General features: G+C 72.2%; 16 protein-coding genes, 6 tRNA genes and 1 pseudogene. 11 read left to right on the top strand and 12 right to left on the bottom strand.

Annotated elements, in window-relative coordinates:
* Nucleotides 1–88: 88 nt before the first annotated feature.
* The 3 genes from ACFWEG_RS09160 to purM all read left to right on the top strand — a co-directional run bounded on the left by ACFWEG_RS09160 (nucleotide 89) and on the right by purM (nucleotide 4,045).
* Nucleotides 89–1,048 carry an META domain-containing protein gene (locus ACFWEG_RS09160; protein ID WP_387211070.1) on the top strand — a complete coding sequence of 320 codons (960 nt, stop codon included), beginning with the start codon at nucleotides 89–91 and terminating at the stop codon, nucleotides 1,046–1,048.
* A 322-nt stretch (nucleotides 1,049–1,370) separates the two neighbouring features.
* Nucleotides 1,371–2,894 (top strand): amidophosphoribosyltransferase, encoded by a 1,524-nt coding sequence (purF, locus tag ACFWEG_RS09155; protein ID WP_387211067.1) that lies wholly within the window; start codon nucleotides 1,371–1,373, stop codon nucleotides 2,892–2,894.
* A 65-nt stretch (nucleotides 2,895–2,959) separates the two neighbouring features.
* Nucleotides 2,960–4,045, top strand: a complete 1,086-nt coding sequence (gene purM / locus ACFWEG_RS09150; protein ID WP_387211064.1) for a phosphoribosylformylglycinamidine cyclo-ligase — start codon at nucleotides 2,960–2,962, stop codon at nucleotides 4,043–4,045.
* 178 nt (nucleotides 4,046–4,223) lie between these two features.
* Here the strand turns inward: purM and ACFWEG_RS09145 are convergent, their stop codons facing one another.
* Together ACFWEG_RS09145 and ACFWEG_RS09140 are read right to left on the bottom strand one after the other, a co-directional pair.
* The gene (locus ACFWEG_RS09145; RefSeq protein WP_387211061.1) at nucleotides 4,224–4,484 is read right to left on the bottom strand and encodes a DUF3073 domain-containing protein; all 261 of its coding nucleotides are present in this window, start codon (nucleotides 4,482–4,484) and stop codon (nucleotides 4,224–4,226) included.
* A 286-nt stretch (nucleotides 4,485–4,770) separates the two neighbouring features.
* Nucleotides 4,771–5,874 (bottom strand): Leu/Phe/Val dehydrogenase, encoded by a 1,104-nt coding sequence (locus ACFWEG_RS09140; protein WP_387211058.1) that lies wholly within the window; start codon nucleotides 5,872–5,874, stop codon nucleotides 4,771–4,773.
* A 177-nt stretch (nucleotides 5,875–6,051) separates the two neighbouring features.
* Between ACFWEG_RS09140 and ACFWEG_RS09135 the strand changes: the two genes are divergently transcribed.
* Together ACFWEG_RS09135 and bldC are read left to right on the top strand one after the other, a co-directional pair.
* A complete protein-coding gene (locus ACFWEG_RS09135; RefSeq protein ID WP_387211055.1) occupies nucleotides 6,052–6,894 on the top strand; it encodes a hypothetical protein in 843 nt (280 codons plus the stop codon).
* A gap of 513 nt (nucleotides 6,895–7,407) precedes the next feature.
* Entirely contained in the window at nucleotides 7,408–7,614 is a 207-nt protein-coding gene (bldC, locus tag ACFWEG_RS09130) for a developmental transcriptional regulator BldC (protein WP_003949541.1), read from the top strand.
* 401 nt (nucleotides 7,615–8,015) lie between these two features.
* Here bldC and ACFWEG_RS09125 read toward each other — a convergent pair whose 3' ends face one another.
* The 3 genes from ACFWEG_RS09125 to hrpA form a co-directional block, all read right to left on the bottom strand.
* The gene (locus ACFWEG_RS09125; protein ID WP_387211052.1) at nucleotides 8,016–8,222 is read right to left on the bottom strand and encodes a DUF6274 family protein; all 207 of its coding nucleotides are present in this window, start codon (nucleotides 8,220–8,222) and stop codon (nucleotides 8,016–8,018) included.
* Between the two features lie 118 nt (nucleotides 8,223–8,340).
* Nucleotides 8,341–8,415, bottom strand: a tRNA-Asp gene (locus ACFWEG_RS09120).
* A gap of 82 nt (nucleotides 8,416–8,497) precedes the next feature.
* Nucleotides 8,498–12,427, bottom strand: a complete 3,930-nt coding sequence (gene hrpA / locus ACFWEG_RS09115; RefSeq protein WP_387211050.1) for an ATP-dependent RNA helicase HrpA — start codon at nucleotides 12,425–12,427, stop codon at nucleotides 8,498–8,500.
* 101 nt (nucleotides 12,428–12,528) lie between these two features.
* Between hrpA and ACFWEG_RS09110 the strand changes: the two are divergent.
* A pseudogene (locus ACFWEG_RS09110) lies at nucleotides 12,529–12,765 on the top strand (ABC transporter permease); the annotation flags it as partial.
* Between the two features lie 44 nt (nucleotides 12,766–12,809).
* Here ACFWEG_RS09110 and ACFWEG_RS09105 read toward each other — a convergent pair.
* From ACFWEG_RS09105 to ACFWEG_RS09075, 7 genes are all read right to left on the bottom strand, one after another.
* Nucleotides 12,810–13,202 (bottom strand): type II toxin-antitoxin system death-on-curing family toxin, encoded by a 393-nt coding sequence (locus ACFWEG_RS09105; protein ID WP_387211047.1) that lies wholly within the window; start codon nucleotides 13,200–13,202, stop codon nucleotides 12,810–12,812.
* Nucleotides 13,199–13,393: a ribbon-helix-helix protein, CopG family gene (locus ACFWEG_RS09100; RefSeq protein WP_387211044.1), complete on the bottom strand. Its 195-nt coding sequence runs from the start codon at nucleotides 13,391–13,393 to the stop codon at nucleotides 13,199–13,201. The genes ACFWEG_RS09105 and ACFWEG_RS09100 overlap by 4 nt, the downstream gene beginning before the upstream one ends.
* A 128-nt stretch (nucleotides 13,394–13,521) precedes the next feature.
* Nucleotides 13,522–13,613, bottom strand: a tRNA-Phe gene (locus ACFWEG_RS09095).
* Between the two features lie 150 nt (nucleotides 13,614–13,763).
* Nucleotides 13,764–13,840: transfer RNA gene (locus ACFWEG_RS09090), tRNA-Phe, on the bottom strand.
* Nucleotides 13,841–13,867: 27 nt separating this feature from the next.
* Nucleotides 13,868–13,942 (bottom strand) — tRNA-Asp (locus tag ACFWEG_RS09085).
* Between the two features lie 37 nt (nucleotides 13,943–13,979).
* Nucleotides 13,980–14,052 (bottom strand) — tRNA-Glu (locus ACFWEG_RS09080).
* Between the two features lie 80 nt (nucleotides 14,053–14,132).
* Nucleotides 14,133–15,698: a metallophosphoesterase gene (locus ACFWEG_RS09075; RefSeq protein WP_387211041.1), complete on the bottom strand. Its 1,566-nt coding sequence runs from the start codon at nucleotides 15,696–15,698 to the stop codon at nucleotides 14,133–14,135.
* A 71-nt stretch (nucleotides 15,699–15,769) separates the two neighbouring features.
* On the opposite strand from ACFWEG_RS09075, the gene ACFWEG_RS09070 reads away from it, so the two are divergent.
* The 5 genes from ACFWEG_RS09070 to ACFWEG_RS09050 all read left to right on the top strand — a co-directional run bounded on the left by ACFWEG_RS09070 (nucleotide 15,770) and on the right by ACFWEG_RS09050 (nucleotide 20,248).
* On the top strand, nucleotides 15,770–16,120 hold the full coding sequence (locus tag ACFWEG_RS09070) for a metallopeptidase family protein (protein ID WP_387211038.1): 351 nt from the start codon (nucleotides 15,770–15,772) through the stop codon (nucleotides 16,118–16,120).
* Between the two features lie 143 nt (nucleotides 16,121–16,263).
* Entirely contained in the window at nucleotides 16,264–16,827 is a 564-nt protein-coding gene (locus ACFWEG_RS09065; RefSeq protein ID WP_387211035.1) for a hypothetical protein, read from the top strand.
* A gap of 256 nt (nucleotides 16,828–17,083) precedes the next feature.
* Entirely contained in the window at nucleotides 17,084–19,282 is a 2,199-nt protein-coding gene (locus tag ACFWEG_RS09060; RefSeq protein WP_387211032.1) for a DEAD/DEAH box helicase, read from the top strand.
* 134 nt (nucleotides 19,283–19,416) lie between these two features.
* Nucleotides 19,417–19,489: transfer RNA gene (locus tag ACFWEG_RS09055), tRNA-Lys, on the top strand.
* A 309-nt stretch (nucleotides 19,490–19,798) separates the two neighbouring features.
* On the top strand, nucleotides 19,799–20,248 hold the full coding sequence (locus ACFWEG_RS09050) for a hypothetical protein (protein WP_387211029.1): 450 nt from the start codon (nucleotides 19,799–19,801) through the stop codon (nucleotides 20,246–20,248).
* The last annotated feature ends 17 nt before the right edge of the window (nucleotides 20,249–20,265 follow it).

Below are 20,265 nucleotides of genomic sequence, written 5' to 3'. Positions count from 1 at the left end.
GGCACCCGCCGGGGGGCCGGGGGCGTCCGCCCCCGGGTCGATCGCCCAGGAGCGGAACCGATCCCCCCACTCCCTCCGTCAAACCGCCATGTACACGCAACGAGCCACCCTCACCGCCCTCGGCCTCCTCGCCCTGACCGCCTGCGGCACCCAGTCCGGCGACGGCGTGCGCACCGGCGAGTCGGACACCCCGCTGACCGGCGTGACCTGGGCCGTCGACGACATGACGGTCGACGGCAAGCGCTCCGCCGCGCCGAGCGCCGCACCCGACGACCGCGCCCCGCGGATCTCGTTCGACGGCAAGGGCGGTGCCGAGGGTTCGTACGGCTGCAACGGGTTCAGCGCCGAGGTGACGATCAAGGACGACGTGCTCACCCTGACGCCGGGGATGTCGACCCAGATGGACTGCGGAGGCGCGGTCCAGGCCTTCGAGAACCGCCTGCGCGAGGCGCTCACCGGCAAGCTGACCGCCGGGATCGACGGCAACCGGCTGACCCTCACCCGCGAGGGCGTCGAGCTGACGCTCACCGAGCGCGAGGCCCCCGGAAGCGCGACGGACGCCCCGACGGACACCCCGACCGGCACCCCCGCGCAACCCGCCGACCCCAGCAGGCCCGGCGCACCCACCGGCACCGCGACCCCGACCGACCCCGCCGCCCCCGTCGCACCGGGCGAACCCGACCCCAACGGCGCCACGCTCTTCGACACCCGCTGGAAGGTCACCTCCCTCGCGCCCGGCCCCGCGGTCAAGGGCATCCCCAAGGGCGTCCGGGCGCCGGGGCTGACGTTCTCCGACGGCCGTGTCCAGGGCGACTTCGGCTGCAACGGCGGCTCGGCGACCGTGAAGACGGCGGACCCCGAGGCCGCGGTCGGCACGCTGACCTTCGGCCCCCTCACCACCACCAAGAAGCTCTGCGACGAGGAGCGGATGGCGACGGAGCGATCCGTCATGGACGCCCTCTCCGGCACCGCCGAGTACCGCATCGAGGACGGCGTCCTCACCGTCACCAACAGCGACGGCAAGGGTCTCGTCGCCGCGGTGGACTGATGCGCCCCCCGGACCGACGCGCCCCCCGGACCAGCCCACGACCCAACCGCTCGTCCCCGACCAACCCACGCCCCAACCGCTCGCCCCCCCGACCAGCCCGCGCCCCAACTCGCCCACGTCCCCGAACCGGTCCGCGCCCGGTCTGCGCCCGGTCCGCCCGCGCCCCACACCCCACCCCGCCGCGACGTATCTCACCCCGGCCCCCGGCCGCCCGACGAACCCCAGGTCAGCCCCGTCGCCCCGGACCCCCGCCGCCCCCCGCCGAGCACCCGCCCCCGTCCCCAATTCGGACCAGTGGTCGATCTCGCCTACACTCACATCTGTGCGTGGTGACGGTCGACTCAACCATGATCTGCTCCCCGGCGAGAAAGGCCCCCAGGACGCTTGCGGCGTCTTCGGGGTCTGGGCCCCCGGCGAAGAGGTCGCCAAACTCACTTACTTCGGGCTCTACGCCCTCCAGCATCGAGGCCAGGAATCCGCGGGAATCGCGGTCAGCAACGGCTCCCAGATCCTCGTCTTCAAGGACATGGGCCTCGTCTCCCAGGTCTTCGACGAGACCTCCCTCGGCTCCCTGACGGGTCACATCGCGGTCGGTCACGCCCGCTACTCGACCACCGGGGCCTCCGTCTGGGAGAACGCCCAGCCGACGTTCCGCGCCACCGCGCACGGCTCGATCGCGCTCGGCCACAACGGCAACCTGGTCAACACGGCGCAGCTCGCCGAGCTGGTCGCCGACCTCCCCAAGCGCGAGGGCCGCTCCCACGCGGTCGCCGCGACCAACGACACCGACCTGGTCACCGCGCTCCTCGCGGGCCAGGTGGACGACGACGGCAAGCCGCTCACGGTCGAGCAGGCCGCCGCCGAGGTGCTGCCCCAGGTGCGCGGCGCCTTCTCCCTCGTCTTCATGGACGAGCACACCCTCTACGCCGCCCGCGACCCCCAGGGCATCCGCCCGCTGGTCCTCGGCCGGCTGGAGCGCGGCTGGGTCGTGGCGAGCGAGTCCGCCGCCCTCGACATCTGCGGCGCCTCCTACGTCCGCGAGGTCGAGCCCGGCGAGATGATCGCCATCGACGAGAACGGACTGCGCACGTCCCGGTTCGCGGAAGCGAAGCCCAAGGGCTGCGTCTTCGAGTACGTGTACCTGGCCCGCCCGGACACCGACATCGCCGGCCGCAACGTCTACCTCTCGCGCGTCGAGATGGGCCGCCGGCTGGCGAAGGAGTCCCCGGTCGAGGCCGACCTCGTCATAGCGACCCCGGAGTCCGGCACCCCGGCGGCCATCGGCTACGCCGAGGCCTCCGGCATCCCCTACGGCTCGGGCCTGGTGAAGAACGCCTACGTCGGCCGGACCTTCATCCAGCCCTCGCAGACCATCCGCCAGCTCGGCATCCGGCTCAAGCTCAACCCGCTCAAGGAAGTCATCAAGGGCAAGCGCCTGGTCGTGGTCGACGACTCGATCGTCCGCGGCAACACCCAGCGCGCGCTCGTGCGGATGCTCCGCGAGGCGGGGGCCGCCGAGATCCACATCCGGATCTCGTCCCCGCCGGTCAAGTGGCCGTGCTTCTTCGGCATCGACTTCGCGACCCGCGCCGAGCTGATCGCCAACGGCATGTCGATCGACGAGATCGGCACCTCGCTCGGCGCCGACTCGCTCGCGTACATCTCGCTCGACGGGATGATCGAGTCGACCACCATCGACAAGCCGAACCTGTGCCGCGCCTGCTTCGACGGCGAGTACCCGATGGACCTCCCCGACCCGGAGCTCCTCGGCAAGCAGCTCCTGGAGACCGAGCTGGCCGCCGGTCCGGCCGCCACCGCCGCGTCCGAAGCACTCCGGCGCCCGTGACCTCCACGGCACGCGGCCCCCTGCGCCGCGTGCCGCCCGAACCGACCCGAAGGTTTCCTGAAGCCATGTCCGAGACACCCCTCGCCGCCGGCGGAGCCAGCTACGCCGCAGCGGGCGTCGACATCGAGGCCGGCGACCGCGCCGTGGAGCTCATGAAGCAGTGGGTCAAGAAGACCCAGCGCCCCGAGGTCGCGGGCCTCGGCGGCCTCGGCGGCTTCGCCGGGCTGTTCGACGCCTCCGCCCTCAAGCGCTACGAGCGCCCGCTGCTCGCCTCCGCGACCGACGGCGTCGGCACCAAGGTCGACCTCGCCCGCAAGATGGGCGTCTACGACACCATCGGCCACGACCTGGTCGGCATGGTCGTCGACGACCTGGTGGTCTGCGGCGCCGAGCCGCTGTTCATGACCGACTACATCTGCGTCGGCAAGGTGCACCCCGAGCGGGTCGCGGCCATCGTCAAGGGCATCGCCGAGGGCTGCGTCCTCGCCGGCTGCTCCCTGGTCGGCGGCGAGACGGCGGAGCACCCCGGCCTCCTCGGCCCGGACGACTTCGACGTGGCGGGCGCGGGCACCGGTGTCGTCGAGGCCGACCGGCTGCTCGGCGCGGACCGGGTCCGTGCGGGCGACGCGGTGATCGCGATGGCGTCCTCCGGGCTGCACTCCAACGGCTACTCGCTGGTCCGGCACGTCTTCTTCGACCGCGCCGGCTGGGCCCTGGACCGCGAGGTCCCCGAGTTCGGCCGCACCCTCGGCGAGGAGCTGCTCGAGCCGACCCGGATCTACTCCCTCGACTGCCTGGCGCTCACCCGCACCACCGAGGTGCACGCCTTCAGCCACGTCACCGGCGGCGGTCTCGCGAACAACCTGGCCCGGGTGATCCCCGACCACCTGCACGCCGCCGTGGACCGCTCCACCTGGCAGCCCGGTGCGGTCTTCGACCTGGTCGGCAAGGCCGGGCAGGTCGAGCGCCTGGAGCTGGAGAAGACGCTCAACATGGGCGTCGGCATGATCGCGATCGTGCCGCAGGAGTCGGTCGACGCGGCGCTCGCCACCCTGGAGGACCGGGGCGTCGACGCCTGGGTCGCCGGGGAGATCACCGAGCGCGGCGACCGTGCCACGGGCGCGGAGCTGACCGGCGACCACGCGGCCTGAGCAGCGAACGGGCCGCCGGAACCCCGGCGGCCCGCCTCGGATCCGGTCGGCGCCGGAACGGGGCCCCGCCCGGGTGCGGACAACACAGAACCCGGTCCCGGGCGAGCACCCGGGACCGGGTCGGTGAAGAGCTCAACGCGGCGGTCGAGCGCGTGAAGCGGTGAAACGGTTACGGCAGTCAAGCACCGCGACGTTGCGACGCGGGACCCTCGTCCTCATCGTCGTCGTCGTCGGCCCCGTACAGGTCCGCATAGCGGGCGTACGGGTCGTCCTCGTCGTCGTCCTCGAACTTCTCGCCGTTCGGCGGTTGGTTCACAGGCGGACTCGAAGGTGATGCGCCCAGCTCGTTGGCCAGACGCGTGAGGTCGGTCCCGCCGCTGCTGTACTTCAGCTGGCGGGCGACCTTCGTCTGCTTGGCCTTTGCCCGGCCGCGCCCCATGGCTCGACCCCCTCGGATATGGGGCTCACTGGCCCCAGAGTCTTGACACGCGTTCATGGTTCGGAGCGGGCTCTCCGTGGAGAGACCGGTCCGTAGGGCTTCAACCGTACCTGCTTCCGGGGCCATCCGGTACGCCACCCGCATGACACGCCTTGCCGCAGCACCCGCGAGGAGCCCCGTCCCCGCTGGTCAGCTGCGATTTTAGCCTGTTCCCGGGGCCCGACCCGCCGAGCGACGTGAGCGATGTCTCCGCCGCGGCCGGCCCGCCGGACCGGGCCCGCGGGACTCATCGGGCGGCGCGCGCCTCCGCCATCCGGTGCTCGGCGATCCGGTCGGCCGCCGCGGCCGGCGGGACCCCGTCCGCGTTTGCTCGTGCGAAGATCGCGAGCGTGGTGTCGTAGATGCGCGCCGCCTTCGCCCGGCAGCGCTCGAAGTCGAAGCCGTGCAGCTCGTCGGCGACCTGGATCACGCCGCCGGCGTTGACCACGTAGTCGGGCGCGTAGAGGATCCCGCGGTCGGCGAGGTCCTTCTCGACGCCGGGGTGGGCGAGCTGGTTGTTGGCCGCGCCGCACACCACCTTCGCGGTCAGGGCGGGCACGGTGTCGTCGTCGAGCGCGCCGCCCAGCGCGCAGGGGGCGTAGACGTCGAGGCCGGGCGTGCGGATCAGGGCGTCGGTGTCGGCGACGGCCGTGACCCGCGGGTGGGCGGCGAGCAGGCGGGAGACGGACTCCGCGCGGACGTCCGTCACGACGACCTCGGCGCCCTCCTCCAGGAGGTGCCCGACGAGGTGGTGGCCCACCTTGCCGACGCCCGCGACCCCGACCTTCCGCCCGGCGAGCGACGGGTCGCCCCACAGGTGGGCCGCGCTCGCCCGCATGCCCTGGAACACGCCGAACGCGGTGAGGACGGAGGAGTCGCCCGCCCCGCCGTTCTCGGGCGAGCGGCCGGTGGTCCACCGGCACGTCCGGGCGACGACGTCCATGTCCGCGACGTACGTGCCGACGTCGCACGCGGTGACGTAGCGCCCGCCGAGGGAGGCGACGAAACGGCCGTAGGCGAGCAGGAGTTCGTCCGTCTTGACGCGCTGCGGGTCGCCGATGATCACGGCCTTGCCACCGCCGTGGTCGAGGCCGGCGAGCGCGTTCTTGTAGCTCATGCCGCGCGCGAGGTTCAGCGCGTCGGCGACGGCCTCGGCGTCGGTGGCGTAGGGGTGGAAGCGGGTGCCGCCGAGGGCCGGGCCGAGGGCGGTGGAGTGCAGGGCGATCACGGCCTTGAGGCCGGAGGCGCGGTCCTGGCAGAGCACGACCTGCTCGTGCCCGCCCTGGTCGGAGTCGAACAAGGTGTGCAGCACGTCGTGGGACGTGGACGGAGCGCCGTGTACATCGGTCACTGTGGTGACTCCCCTGTAGTGAGCGGCAGGTTGCCGGACCTCCGTGAAGGTGGCGGAGGTCACTGAGCGAGACCTTAGGCCCTGTCCCGCCGGCCGACGACACCTTCGCGGACGGAGATCGGGTCCCGTGCCGGGGATCACCCCGGTCCGGGGGCCGGCCGTGGCACGATGAGCCGCATGCAGCCGCCGAAGGGGAACGTGCCGTACGCCTCCTACCTGCGCGTCTACGAGCCGCTCGGCGCCTTCCCGGAGGCCGAGCGCGCGCACTGGACCCGCTACGCGCGGCGGGAGTCGACGCCCACCGCGCAGGACGAGCTCCGCCGGTCGCTGGCCGACCTGCTGCCCGTACCGCCGGTCGTCGTGCCCGTACGGGAGAGCGGCGACGCCTTCGTCACCGAGGTCGACGACATCGTCTACGTCTGCCCGTGGCGCACCCGGCTGCGCGGGTGGATGGCGCTGGGCGAGCTGGAGGGCCGCGAGACGGCCACCGGTCTGCTGCCGCCGGCGGTCCTGGACGCCGCCGTGCCGCGCGTGGTGCGCGAGGAGGCGAACGCGGACTACGAGAGCTGGCGCACCCGCAACCCCGACGCCCGCCCCTGGATCCGCACCGCGACCTGGCACGTCCCCGTGCGCTGGTTCGTCCTGTTCGCCGACGGGGAGCGGTCCTACGACAAGGGGGCGTCGCTGACCTACCGCACGCCCATGGTCGAGGCCCGGCGGCGGGTCGCCCGCGCGCTGCGGACGCTGCGGGACCACTCGGAAGAGGGACCTCTGACCGAGGGCCTGCTCGACGTCGGCCGCTGGCTGGAGGAGTTCCACCCCCGCTCGCTCGTCGAGCTGGACTACGGCGGCCTCGTCGCCGTGATGCCGCACGAGCACTTCGACGCCGACCGCTCGGCGGCCGACGTGGCGGAGGGGATGGCGGCCCTGAAGGCGGGCGACGCGGAGGCCGTGGACGAGGCGTACGCGCGGCTGGCGGAGCGCTGGCGGTCCGTACGGGAGCGCCAGTTCGCGAGCTGACGCGGCGTCACGGGGTCGTCGTACGGGCGCGGTCGGCGGGCGGGGGCCGGCGGGCCGGGACCGCGGTCGGGACCATGGTCCCTATCCGGGCCTTTGTGTCAAGCGTGACGGACCGCACTTTTGGGCATCTTGCCTTCATCCCCCTACCTCGTGCCAAAATAGGACAAGGAGTCCGGGGAGGGCTCCTTCCACCCGTCTTCGGGGGGATTTCTCGGTTCTGCCCGCTTCGGCGGCCGTGGTGGCGCGTGGCCCCGCCTGTGACTGATCGTCACTGGCGGGTAACTGTCCGCTATGGCACGTTCCATCGGCTTCCGTCGCTGATGGCCGCCCAAGAGGGCAATCCATCGGTTTGGCCCGACGTGGCTGGACGGATGGTGTAGTTGTAGTGCCGAGGACAAGCCGTTCGTCCTATAACCGACTCGGCCCGCGTCCGCCATTTCGGGCAACGCGGGTCAAGGTGCAGAATTTAGAGGAAAGAACCGTGATGGTTCGGTTCTCCCGAGGAGGCCGCTCATGACCGCTCGCACCCCTGACGCCGAGCCGCTGCTGACCCCGGCTGAGGTGGCCACGATGTTCCGCGTGGACCCGAAGACGGTGACCCGTTGGGCCAAGGCAGGCAAGCTCACGTCCATCCGCACGCTGGGTGGGCACCGTCGCTACCGCGAGGCCGAGGTCCGCGCCCTGCTGGCGGGCATTCCGCAGCAGCGCAGCGAGGCCTGATCACCCATAACCCGGCATATCAGGGTCCCCCAGCCCGGCGTATGCCCACATAACGCACCACGTGACACCGCGGGCCTGCCCCAACAGGCTCTCCACGTCATCGATCGCGCTGGACTCCGCCGGGTCCGGCGCGATCTGCGTTTCCGGTCGGCCCGCCCGGTCCGGGACGCCCCTGCGGGCCGGGGGCGCGTCGCGCGGCGGGCGGGGGCGGCCGGCTCCGGAGGCGGCCGGACAAGCCCGGCGGGTGGTGCAATTGCACGTATTAAATTGACGGGGTGTAGGGGCGGGGTAAGTAAGGGAGTCACAAAAACTCGTTCGGTGACACGCGTCACACTCCTGCGGGCCTCCGTGCGCGGGAGCCTGACCGCCGCTCAGCTTCCACCTTCCCACCGCGGGCGGCCTCACGCGCTGGGCTTCGGTCCTCGGGGCGCGGGACCTCGGTCCCCCGGGTCGGCCCCCTCGCCCCCGTCCGGGTCGTCGACCAGCGCGAGCAGCAGCAGCCGGTGGCAGACGGGGCAGTGGTCCGTGCGGTGCCGGTAGCCGGCGACGGCGGAGAGGTGCGCGCGGAGCAGCGCGCGGGTCTCGTGCCGGGCCACCGCTGCCGCCATCAGTTCACCTCCGCCCCCCGCGCCCCCTGTTCGTTGAGTACCGGTGGCGGTCGACGGCGTCAAGACACGCGGAAGGCCCGGATCCCTGGGGGATCCGGGCCTTCCGGTGACTTCACTGCGGTCCTGACGGGATTTGAACCCGCGGCCTCCACCTTGACAGGGTGGCGAGCACTCCAAACTGCTCCACAGGACCTTGCTCCGCAGCCGCGTCGCCGTGGCTGCGAGACAGACTCTACAGCAGGTCGGAGGGTGCGGTCGAACCCGATCGCCCGCCCCTACGGGACCGCCGCGTCGATGGCCTTCACGATGCGCTTGTCCGACACCGGATACGCGGTCCCGAGCGCGTGCGCGAAGTAGCTGACGCGCAGCTCCTCGATCATCCAGCGGATGTCGAGCACCTGCTGCGGCACCGGCCGCCCCTGCGGCAGCTGCTCCAGGAGCCAGGCGTACTCGTCCTGCATCTCGTGGACCTTCTGCATCCGGGTGGTGTCGCGCTGGACGCCCGTCGGCATCTGCTGGATCCGGCGGTCGACGGCCACCAGGTACCGCAGCAGGTGCGGCAGCCGGCGGACGCCCGTCTCCGTCACGAACCCGGGCTTCACGAGCCGGTCCAGCTGCGCCCGTACGTCCCGGAGGTTCGCGAGCAGCGCCGGGCTGGAGGCGGCCTTCAGACGGCGCTCGCAGGCCTGCCAGGCGGCCAGGATCTGCTGCACCTGGTCGACGGTGCGGATCGTCGCCTCGACGAGGTCGGCGCGGACCTTGTCGAACAGCTTGCGGTAGGACTCCTCGTCCCGGACCGGGCCGCCGTGGTCGGCGATGAGCTTGTCGGCGGCGGCCATGGCGCAGTCGTCGAACAGCGCCTGGATCGAGCCGTGCGGGTTGGACGACAGCGCGAGCTTCTGCTGGTTGGTCAGCCGGTCGGAGGCGAACTTGGCCGGGTTGACCGGGATGTTGAGCAGGATGAGCCGGCGGGTGCCCGCCCACATGGCCTGCCGCTGCTCGGCCTCGCTGTCGAAGAGCCGCACCGCGACGGACGTGCCCGCGTCGACGAGGGCGGGATAGGCGCGGACCGGCTGGCCGGCCCGTCGGGTCTCGAAGACCGGCTGCAGGGTGCCGAGCGTCCAGTCCTTCAGGCCCTCGCGCTCGATCGACGCGCCGCCGGCGCGCTCGGCGGTCGCCGCGGCGGCCTTGGAGATCGCCTGGCGGGCCTTCGGCCTCAGCTTCAGCCGCAGCGACTCCAGGTCCTTGGCCTCGCCGAGGTTGCGGCGGCGCTCGTCGACTATCCGGAAGGTGACCTTGAGGTGGTCGGGCACCCGGTCGAGGTCGAAGTCGTCGGCCGTGACCGGCACCCCGACCATCCGCTTCAGCTCGCGGGCCAGGGTGACCGGCAGCGGTTCGGCGTGCGGGGCCGTGGTCTCCAGGAAGCGGCGGGCGAAGTCCGGGGCGGGGACGTAGTGCCGGCGGATCGGCTTGGGCAGCGAGCGGATCAGCTCGGTGACGACCTGGTCGCGGAGCCCCGGGATCTGCCAGTCGAAGCCCTCGTCGGTGACCTGGTTGAGCACCTGGAGCGGGATGTGGACGGTCACGCCGTCCGCGTCCGCGCCCGGCTCGAACTGGTACGTCACCCGGAACTTCAGCTGCCCCTGCCGCCAGGAGTCGGGGTAGTCCGCCTTGGTGACGTCCCCGGCCTTCTCGTTGATGAGCATCGAGCGCTCGAAGTCGAGCAGCTCGGGCTCGTCGCGCCGCTTGTGCTTCCACCAGGAGTCGAAGTGGGCGCCGGAGACGACGTGTTCGGGCACCCGCTGGTCGTAGAAGTCGAACAGCGTCTCGTCGTCGACGAGGATGTCGCGGCGGCGGGCCCGGTGCTCCAGCTCCTCGACCTCGGTCAGGAGCCGGCGGTTGTCGGCGAAGAACTTGTGGTGGGTGCGCCAGTCGCCCTCGACCAGCGCGTTCCTGATGAACAGGTCGCGGCTGGCCTCCGGGTCGATCTTCCCGTAGTTGACCTTGCGGTCGCTCACGATCGGGACGCCGTACAGCGTGACCTTCTCGTACGCCATGACGGCCGCGGCGTCCTTCTCCCAGTGCGGCTCGCTGTAGGTGCGCTTGACGAGGTGCTGGGCGATCGGCTCGATCCACTCGGGCTCGATCCTCGCGTTGACGCGGGCCCAGAGGCGGGAGGTCTCCACGAGCTCCGCGGACATGACGAAGCGCGGGGGCTTCTTGAAGAGGGCCGAGCCGGGGAAGACCGCGAACTTCGCGTTGCGGGCGCCGAGGTACTCGTTCTTGGCGCCCTCCTTCACGTCCTTCATGCCGATGTGCGACAGCAAACCGGCGAGCAACGACAGGTGGACGTGCTGCTCGGGGGCGTCGTCCTCGTTCAGCTGGATGCCCATGGTGCGGGCGACCGAGCGGAGCTGGGTGTAGATGTCCTGCCACTCGCGGATGCGGAGGAAGTTGAGGTACTCCGCCTTGCACATCCGGCGGAACGACGACGAGCCGCGCTCCTTCTGCTGCTCGCGGACGTAGCGCCACAGGTTGAGGAAGGCGAGGAAGTCGCTGGTCTCGTCCTTGAAGCGGGCGTGGCTCTGGTCGGCCTGGGTCTGCTTCTCGGCCGGGCGCTCGCGCGGGTCCTGGATGGAGAGGGCGGCCGCGATGACCATGACCTCGCGCACGCAGCCGTTCCGGTCGGCCTCCACGACCATCCGGGCGAGCCGCGGGTCGACGGGGAGCTGGGAGAGCTTGCGGCCCATCGGGGTGAGCCGCTTGCTGTGGTCCTTCTCCTTCGGATCGAGCGCGCCGAGCTCCTGCAGGAGCTGCACGCCGTCCCGGATGTTGCGGTGGTCCGGCGGGTCGATGAACGGGAACTTCTCGATCTCGCCGAGCCCGGCCGCGGTCATCTGCAGGATGACGGAGGCGAGGTTGGTGCGCAGGATCTCGGCGTCGGTGAACTCCGGGCGGGAGTCGAAGTCGTCCTCGGAGTACAGCCGGATGCAGATCCCGTCGGAGGTGCGGCCGCAGCGGCCCTTGCGCTGGTTGGCACTGGCCTGGCTGACCGCCTCGATCGGCAGGCGCTGGACCTTGGTGCGGTGGCTGTAGCGCGAGATGCGGGCGGTGCCGGGGTCGATGACGTACTTGATGCCGGGGACGGTCAGCGAGGTCTCGGCGACGTTGGTGGCGAGGACGATCCGCCGGCCGCTGTGCGCCTGGAACACCCGGTGCTGCTCGGCGTGCGAGAGGCGGGCGTAGAGGGGGAGCACCTCGGTGTGGCGGAGGTTGCGCTTGTTCAGCGCGTCGGCGGTGTCGCGGATCTCGCGCTCGCCGGAGAGGAAGACGAGGATGTCGCCGGGGCCCTCGGCCTGGAGCTCGTCGACGGCGTCGGCGATCGCGGTGATCTGGTCCCGGTCCTCGTTCTCGGAGTCCTCCTCGAGGAGCGGCCGGTAGCGGACCTCGACCGGGTACGTCCGCCCGCTGACCTCGACGATCGGGGCGTCGCCGAAGTGCCGGGAGAAGCGCTCGGGGTCGATGGTCGCGGAGGTGATGACGACCTTGAGGTCCGGGCGCTTGGGCAGCAGCTGGGCGAGGTAGCCGAGCAGGAAGTCGATGTTGAGCGACCGCTCGTGGGCCTCGTCGATGATGATCGTGTCGTACGCGCGCAGCTCGCGGTCCGTCTGGATCTCGGCGAGCAGGATGCCGTCCGTCATCAGCTTCACGAAGGTGCCGCCGCCGACCTGGTCGGTGAAGCGGACCTTCCAGCCGACGGCCTCGCCGAGCGGGGTGTCCAGCTCGTCGGCGACGCGCTCGGCGACGGTGCGGGCGGCGAGGCGGCGCGGCTGGGTGTGGCCGATCATGCCGCGGACGCCCCGGCCGAGCTCCAGGCAGATCTTCGGGATCTGGGTCGTCTTGCCGGACCCGGTCTCCCCGGCGACGATCACGACCTGGTGGTCGCGGATCGCGTCGGCGATCTCGTCCTTCTTCTGGCTGACGGGCAGCTGGGCGGGGTACGTGACGGTCGGCAGCCCGGCGCGACGCTCGCGCATCCGGGCGGCGCCCTTCTCGGCCTCGGCGCCGATCTCGTCGAGCACGGCCTGGCGTGCCTCGGGCTTGCGGATCCGGCGGGCGCCTTCCAGGCGGCGGCCGAGTCGGTGGGCGTCGCGCAGCGACAGCTCGGTCAGGGCGGCCTGGACGGAGGCGAGGGAAGTAGACATACCTGCTCCAGGATCTCACCCGGCGGTGAGGAGTGGCGAACGGATTTGACGCGGGCCTTTCGGCGGGGTTGCGGAGGGTTTGTCCGGTTTAGCGTGATCACATGCCCGAGGAGACGCCCGCCCCGCCCCCGTCCGACCCCGACCGCACCGCCCCGCCGCCCGCGTCCGGCTCGCACGGCCGGGCCCGGACCCGGCGGGAGCGCTGGGAGGACTTCAAGGCCTCACCGTCGCTGCCCGCGACCGTGCTCGTGCTGATCCTGGCCGCGGCGGCGGGACTCTTCGCCGGCTCGTACACGTACTTCATGGCGAACCCGACGCCGCACCGCGTTCCGACGGCCGGTGGTGGGTTCGCGGGGCGGCGGGCCTGACTCCGCGCAGGGGGCTAACGGACCGGGAACCACTCCGCGAGTCGCTTGGCGATCGCGGGCACGTCGAGGTGGTCCTGGGCGACGGCCTCGACGAACGGGCCCGCCTCCTCGACCGGTGGGACCGGATGACCGGCGGGCAGGCCGTTGACGCGCAGGAAGAAGCGCATGGCGAGCCATGCGGTGCGCTTGTTGTCGTCGATCAGCGCGTGGTTGCGCGCAACGGAATGGAGCAGTGCTGCCGCCTTCTGATGGAGCGAGGGGTACAGCACGGCTCCGAAGACGTTGGTGCGTGGCCGCTCGACGGCCGAGACGAGCAGGCCGAGGTCGCGAACGCTGTGCTCGGTGCCGTTGACCTTGGCCGCGACGGCCAGGATCTCGTCGAGCTGCACGTAGCGAACCTCGCTCACTTCAAGTACTCCAGAATGTCCGCATCGGAGTCCGTCAGCTCGGCCAGGACGTCGTGCACGTCGAGTTCGGCGCGGGCTTCAGCGTCGCGGATCGCCTCGATGGCAAGGGCCTGCTTGCTGCGGCCGGTCCGCTCGGCGCGTGCCGTCAGCTTCGCGTCGAGGTCGTCGGGAAGTCGGAGTGTCATCGCCATGACCGCATGATACCGCGCTGGTATCAGCTGTCACCATGGTGGGCGTTCCCGCATCGGGGCGTGCGGACGCGGGCGTCGGCACCAGGCACGCCGAAGGCCCCGACCGTGACGGTCGGGGCCTCCGAGGATGGTGGCTGGGGCCGGGATCGAACCGGCGACCTATCGCTTTTCAGGCGATCGCACGCGGTGCGGGGGTGGGGTCCGACTGAGCTACCCGGCCACGCAGTTCACCGAGGTGAGCTGCAAGCGGTCCTGACGGGATCTGCAGCATCGATTGCGGCTCCGCCGCGGGCGCGGCCGGGCGGGATGCGGCGAGGCCCTTGTCCGGTACGCCGAAGGCCCCGACCGTGACGGTCGGGGCCTCCGAGGGTGGTGGCTGGGGCCGGGATCGAACCGGCGACCTATCGCTTTTCAGGCGATCGCTCGTACCAACTGAGCTACCCAGCCACGCAGTTCACCGAGGTGAGCTGCAAGCGGTCCTGACGGGATTTGAACCCGCGGCCTCCACCTTGACAGGGTGGCGAGCACTCCAAACTGCTCCACAGGACCATGCTCGTGCGAGAACAGTCTCGCACAGGGTGGTGCGTGCCCCCAACGGGATTCGAACCCGTGCTACCGCCTTGAAAGGGCGGCGTCCTGGGCCACTAGACGATGAGGGCTAATTGGCCCGCCTGTGCGCCTCGCAGCGCGTCGGGGACGTGAGAAGCATATGGGATGGGCGGAGGGATCGCCAAAACGGTTAGCGGCCCGACGGCGCGGGCGACGGCGCGGGCGACCCCGACGACGGCTCGGGCGACGGATGGGCCCCCGGCTCGTTCTCGTCCGCGAGGTGCCGGCTGACCTCCGCCGTCGTCAGTCCGAGCCCGCCGAGCCGGATCTCGTCCCACGCCTGGATCCGCCGGGTGTCCCGGTCCAGGTAGAGCACGGACGCCTCGACCGGGTCGGGCTTCTTGCCCTCGACCGCCCGCAGTCCGCTCCCGCCCGTCGACCCCTCGATCCGCAGCCGCGTGCCGCGCTTGAGGATCTCGGTCCGCTGCTTGTGGATGTGGCCCGCGAGCGCGAGCGGCACCGTCCCGTCCGTCTCCGCCGCGGCGACCGGGTTGTGCGCGACCGCGATGTCCACCGGCGTCCCCGCCGCCCTCTGGTCGCGGATCTTCGACGCGAGCCGCGCCCCGGCGAGCACCTCGGCCGGGTCGCCGTCGTTCTCGGCGCTCCGGTCGGGGGTGAACTGCGGGTCGCCCCAGCCCGCGATCCGCAGCCCGCCCACGGTCACGGCCCGCCCCTCGTCGAGTACGTGGACGCCCCCGCCCATCCGCTCCAGGTACCGCTGCGTGGCCATCGAGTCGTGGTTCCCGCGCACCCACACGTACGGCGCGCCCAGGTCCGGGATCGGGTCGAGGAACGCGTTCTCGGCGGCCGATCCGTGGTCCATCGTGTCCCCCGAGTCGATGATCACGTCGATGTCGTACTGCTCGACCAGCGAGCGGACGACGTGCCAGGACGCCGGGTTGAGGTGGATGTCGGAGACGTGCAGCACCCGCATCGTCCCCGGATCGGGCCGGTACGCCGGCAGCGTGGAGGTCGCGTCGTACAGCTTGGTCACGTTGGTGACCAGCCGGGCCAGCTCCTTCTGGTAGACGTCGAACTCGGCGACGATGCTCCGCGCGTTGCCGACCACCGAGGGCGCGGAGGACAGCAGCCCGGAGAACCTCGGCTCCAGGACGGACTTCGGGTTCCAGCTCGCGTACGCCACCCCGCCGGAGCCCGCGAGCAGCACCAGCGCGAGCCCGCCGGCCGCCAGCGCCCGCCGCGGCCGGCGGTAGACCACGAGGCCGAGCGCGGTCGCCCCGCTGACCACGGCGACGCAGGAGCGCACGGCGAGGTCCGCCACACCGTCCCGGACGTCGCGGTTGATCTCGTCCTGGAGACCCGAGATCCGCTCCGGGTTCGCGACCAGCGCCTGCGACCTGACCGGGTCGAGCCGGTCGAGGTCCACGTCGAGCCGGAGCGGGGCGCGGTGGCTGTCCAGTTCGAGCGCCCCCAGCGGCGCCACGTCGATCTTCGTGCCGCCGGACACGGAAGGACGCAGCGTCATCCGGGTGTCCATCGGGCCCACCGGCGTCCGCACGCTCCCCACGACCAGCAGCCCGAGCCACGCCCCGAGCAGCACGACCGCCACCAGGCCGAGCGCCCGCGCGAACGGGTGCGGCGGGGGGACGAGCGCGGTGGCGGGCGGCGGACGACGGGCCCGGACGCGGCGGACGACGGCGAGAGCGGCGGCGCGCGGACGGCGGAGCGGAGCCATGGCGCGCACCTGCCCAGGGAGACGGCGGCGCATGCGGGCGCGAGGGGGCGCGCACCCGACACAATGGCCGGGTGCTGGAGATGACGCGTGAGGAGTTCGAGGAACTGGTCGCCGAGGCGCTCGACCGGATCCCGCCCGAGCTGATGCGGCTCATGGACAACGTGGCGGTGTTCGTCGAGGACGAGCCCGACCCGTCCGACCCGGACCTGCTCGGGCTCTACGAGGGGACGCCGCTGACCGACCGCGGCGAGTGGTACGCGGGCGTGCTGCCCGACCGGATCAGCATCTACCGGGGGCCGACCCTGCGGATGTGCGAGTCCCGCGAGGATGTGGTCGCCGAGACGGAGATCACGGTCGTGCACGAGATCGCCCACCACTTCGGGATCGACGACGAGCGGCTGCACGCGCTGGGGTACGGCTGAGGCCGGTTCCCGGCGCAGGTCGCCGGCCGCCCCGGGCGCACGGTGGACGCGGTGCGGTGAACCCCGCCGCCCGGGCGTGTCCTCGGGCGGGGCGCGGGAGTTGAGGGGGCGATCCCTCGTCCGCGCTCCGGAGGTGGCCGCCCGTGCGCCAGCTGTCCTTCCCCGTCCGCTGGGCCGCCGCCGCGGCCACGGCGCTCGCCGTCACCGCCACGGCGGGCTGCATGAGCATCAGCGGTGACGGCGACGGGTCGGGTGGTCGGCCGAACTCCCTGCGGCCCAAGAGCGGTCCGACGGCGGCCGACGGGGTGTCCGTGGTGCCGGGCCCGGGCGGCGCGGGCGCGCTGCCGACGGGCGGGCCGCCGTTCGTGACGGCGGGCGCGTCCGCCGGCCCGTCGGCGCCGGCGTCGGGGAAGCCCGCCGAGCCCGGGCGGGACCGTGCCGGGTCCGAGGACGGCGAGCGCCGGGAGCCCACCGCGGGCGCCCGGCCCGGGGACACCGCCGCCCCGCCGCCGAAGGGCACGCCGAAGCCGTCGCCGGGCAACCGCCCCTCGCCCGGGGGCCCGACGGGCGAGCCGCGGCCGACCCCGCCGGGGGAGCCGGAGCCGCCGCCCGCCCCGAGCCCGACGCCGGAGCCGGAACCCGAGCCGGAACCGTCGGGCACGGAGCCGCCGGCGCCGACCGAGCCGCCCGCCGGCGGTGCGGAGTGAGGCCGCCCCGACCGGCGTTCCCGCAGGTGGGGGCCGGTGCGATGAAGCGGTTTGCATTCCACCGGGAGGGGGCCGTACAGTAGTAGATCGTTTGATCCCATTTGCCCGGCGTAGAAAGTCGACCCTCGAAAAGCGGGGGCGCGCGCCGCGTGGCGCGTACTCTCCCTTGCCGTGGCTGGACCGCATTGAGGCGGTCGATTTGCGAAATCACGGAGTTGTGGGCGCGTGCCGAGACTCCGGAAGGTTTCGCATACGCATGTCTGTTTCCAGTTCTGACCGCTCCGTGCTGCCCGAGAACGACGAGCTCGTCGTCGAGGCAGTCGCCGCCCTCGAGACCGAGGAGCCGGCCGAGGCGGTCGAGGCGCCCGAGACCCGGGACGCCACCGACGAGGCGGCCGACGCCGCCGAGCCGACCATCACCTTCGGCGACCTGGGCCTGCCCGAGGGCATCGTCCGCAAGCTCGCCGCCAACGGCGTCACCACCCCCTTCCCGATCCAGGCCGCGACCATCCCGGACGCCCTGGCCGGCAAGGACATCCTGGGCCGCGGCCGCACCGGCTCCGGCAAGACCCTCTCGTTCGGCCTCCCGCTGCTCTCCGCGCTGGCCGAGGGCCGCACGGAGAAGAAGAAGCCGCGCGGCATCATCCTCACCCCGACCCGCGAGCTCGCCATGCAGGTCGCGGACGCGCTCCAGCCCTACGGCGACGTGCTCGGCCTGAAGATGAAGGTCGTCTGCGGCGGCACCTCGATGAGCAACCAGATGTACGCGCTCGAGCGCGGCGTCGACATCCTCGTCGCCACCCCGGGCCGGCTGCGCGACCTCATCAACCGCGGCGCCTGCTCGCTGGAGAGCGTCGAGGTCGCCGTCCTCGACGAGGCCGACCAGATGTCCGACCTGGGCTTCCTGCCCGAGGTCACCGAGCTGCTCGACCAGATCCCCGGCGGCGGCCAGCGGATGCTGTTCTCGGCCACGATGGAGAACGAGATCTCCACGCTGGTCAAGCGCTACCTGACCGACCCGGTCACGCACGAGGTCGACAGCGCGCAGGGCAACGTCACGACCATGACCCACCACGTCCTCGTCGTGAAGCCGAAGGACAAGGCGCCCGTCACGGCCGCGATCGCCGCCCGCAAGGGCCGCACCATCATCTTCGTCCGCACCCAGCTGGGCGCCGACCGCATCGCCGAGCAGCTCTGCGACTCCGGCGTGAAGGCCGACGCGCTGCACGGCGGCATGACGCAGGGCGCCCGCACCCGCGTCCTGGACGACTTCAAGAAGGGCTACGTCAACGCGCTCGTCGCGACCGACGTCGCCGCGCGCGGCATCCACGTCGACGGCATCGACCTGGTGCTCAATGTCGACCCGGCCGGCGACCACAAGGACTACCTGCACCGCTCGGGCCGTACCGCCCGCGCCGGCAAGTCCGGTGTCGTCGTCTCGCTGTCGCTGCCGCACCAGCGCCGCCAGATCTTCCGGCTGATGGAGGACGCGGGCGTCGACGCCTCGCGCCACGTCATCGGCGGGGGCGGCACGTTCGACCCCGAGGTCGCCGAGATCACCGGCGCGCGTTCGCTGACCGAGGTCCAGGCCGACGCCTCGGACAACGCGGCCAAGCAGGCCGAGCGCGAGGTCGCCCAGCTCACCAAGGAGCTGGAGCGCGCCACCCGCCGCGCCACCGAGCTGCGTGCGGAGGCCGACCGCCTGGTCGCCCGCTCCGCCCGCGAGCGCGGCGAGGACGCCGAGGGCGTCGCGGCCGCGGTCGCCGAGGTGAAGGAGGCCGCCGAGGCCGAGGTCGCCGCGGAGGTGGCCGTGCCGGAGCAGGTCGTGCGCGAGGAGCGCTCCTCTTACGAGCGGCGTGACGACCGGGGCAACTACGCGCCGCGGCGCGACGACCGGGGTGACCGCGGCGGGTTCCAGCGCGACCGTCGTGACGACCGTCCCTCCGGGGGCTTCCGCCGCGACGACCGTCGTGACGACCGCGGCGGCTTCCGCCGTGACGACCGCCCCTCGGGCGGGTTCCGCCGTGACGACCGTCCGTCCGGCGGGTTCCGTCGGGACGAGCGGCGCGACGACCGTCCGTCCGGTGGCTTCCGCCGCGACGACCGCCCCTCGGGCGGCTTCCGTCGCGACGACCGTCCGTCCTCCGGCGGCTTCCGCCGCGACGACCGCCCGTCCGGCGGGTTCCGCCGCGACGACCGTCCCGCCGGTGGCGGCTACGGCCGTGACCGCCGCGACGACCGCGGTGACCGCGGCTTCCGCCGGGACGACCGCCCCTCCGGCGGCCACCGCGGCAGCGACCGTCCGTTCAACCGCGACCGTCGCGACGACCGTCCCTCCAGCGGCTTCCGCTCCGGCGGCAGCAGCGAGCGCCCCTCCGGCCACCGCGGCTCCGGCACCAGCACCGGCTCCTTCGGCCGGCGTGACGACAAGCCGCGCTGGAAGCGCAACGGCTGACGGCTGATCAACGCCCCTGACGACGGGCCCGCCCTCCCCGGGGCGGGCCCGCCGTCGCATCTCCCCGGAACTCGTTCCGGATGCCGGGCCACCTCCGGCTATGCTCGTCTACGCACCGCCCCGCGCGGTGCGGCGGACCCTTAGCTCAATTGGCAGAGCAGTGGACTTTTAATCCATTGGTTGTCGGTTCGAGTCCGACAGGGTCTACCCCCGAAGCGCCCCGCCCCGCGGGGCGCTTCGCCGTTTCCGGCGCGAGGTGGCGTCCCACCCACGGGTGAATGCCGGCAACCGCTCGCTGACGGGATCGAGCCCGCGGCCGGGGAAGGTCACCCGCAGTGAACATTCGGGGTGAACGTTCCGCCAGCCCCTCCGGCCGGCGCCTTTCCGCGGCGGCCGCGTCACTTCCGGCCATTCGGCGGAACGCCTCCGGTCTCCGCGTCTGACATCTTGCCCAGTGCCTGGTGAGCAGAGAGTGCTCACCTTGAACACGGGGAGCAGGACATGAGGAAGATGCTGATGACCACAGGACTCGTGGTGATCCTGACGACCGGGACGGCGGCGCCCACCGCGGCCTTCTCCGACGCGGCCTCCGCGCCGCTGCCCGGTCTGGGAGCCAAGATCCAGGTCAACGCGTGGCACTGCAACGTCTACGCCGACAAGTGCTCGTTCAGGACGTCCACCAAGGCTCTGCGGGGAAGCGAGAGGTACCAGGTCAGCAGGATCACCAACGTCGCGACGGTCAAGGCCAACGGGTGGCAGGCCACGCTGTCGGTGAGCCCGAGCGCCACGTACGTGAGTGAGGACACCCGCCGGATCCGGTGGTCGAACACGAACAGCTGGATCTCCGACATCAGCGGGATCGCCGACCCGGGCGGCTCGATGAACACGAGCATCACCACCTGCTCCGACGGCAGCGCCTTCAGGTCGGGTGTGAAGGCGTTCGCCTCCGCCTGTGCCAACGGCTGACCAGAGGTCCGGCAGAC

The organism is Streptomyces sp. NPDC060194, assembly GCF_042728285.1.
Classification (GTDB): Bacteria; Actinomycetota; Actinomycetes; order Streptomycetales; family Streptomycetaceae; genus Streptomyces.
The sequence above is the reverse complement of the archived record's forward strand: the minus strand, read 5'-3'. Positions and strand labels throughout refer to the sequence as shown.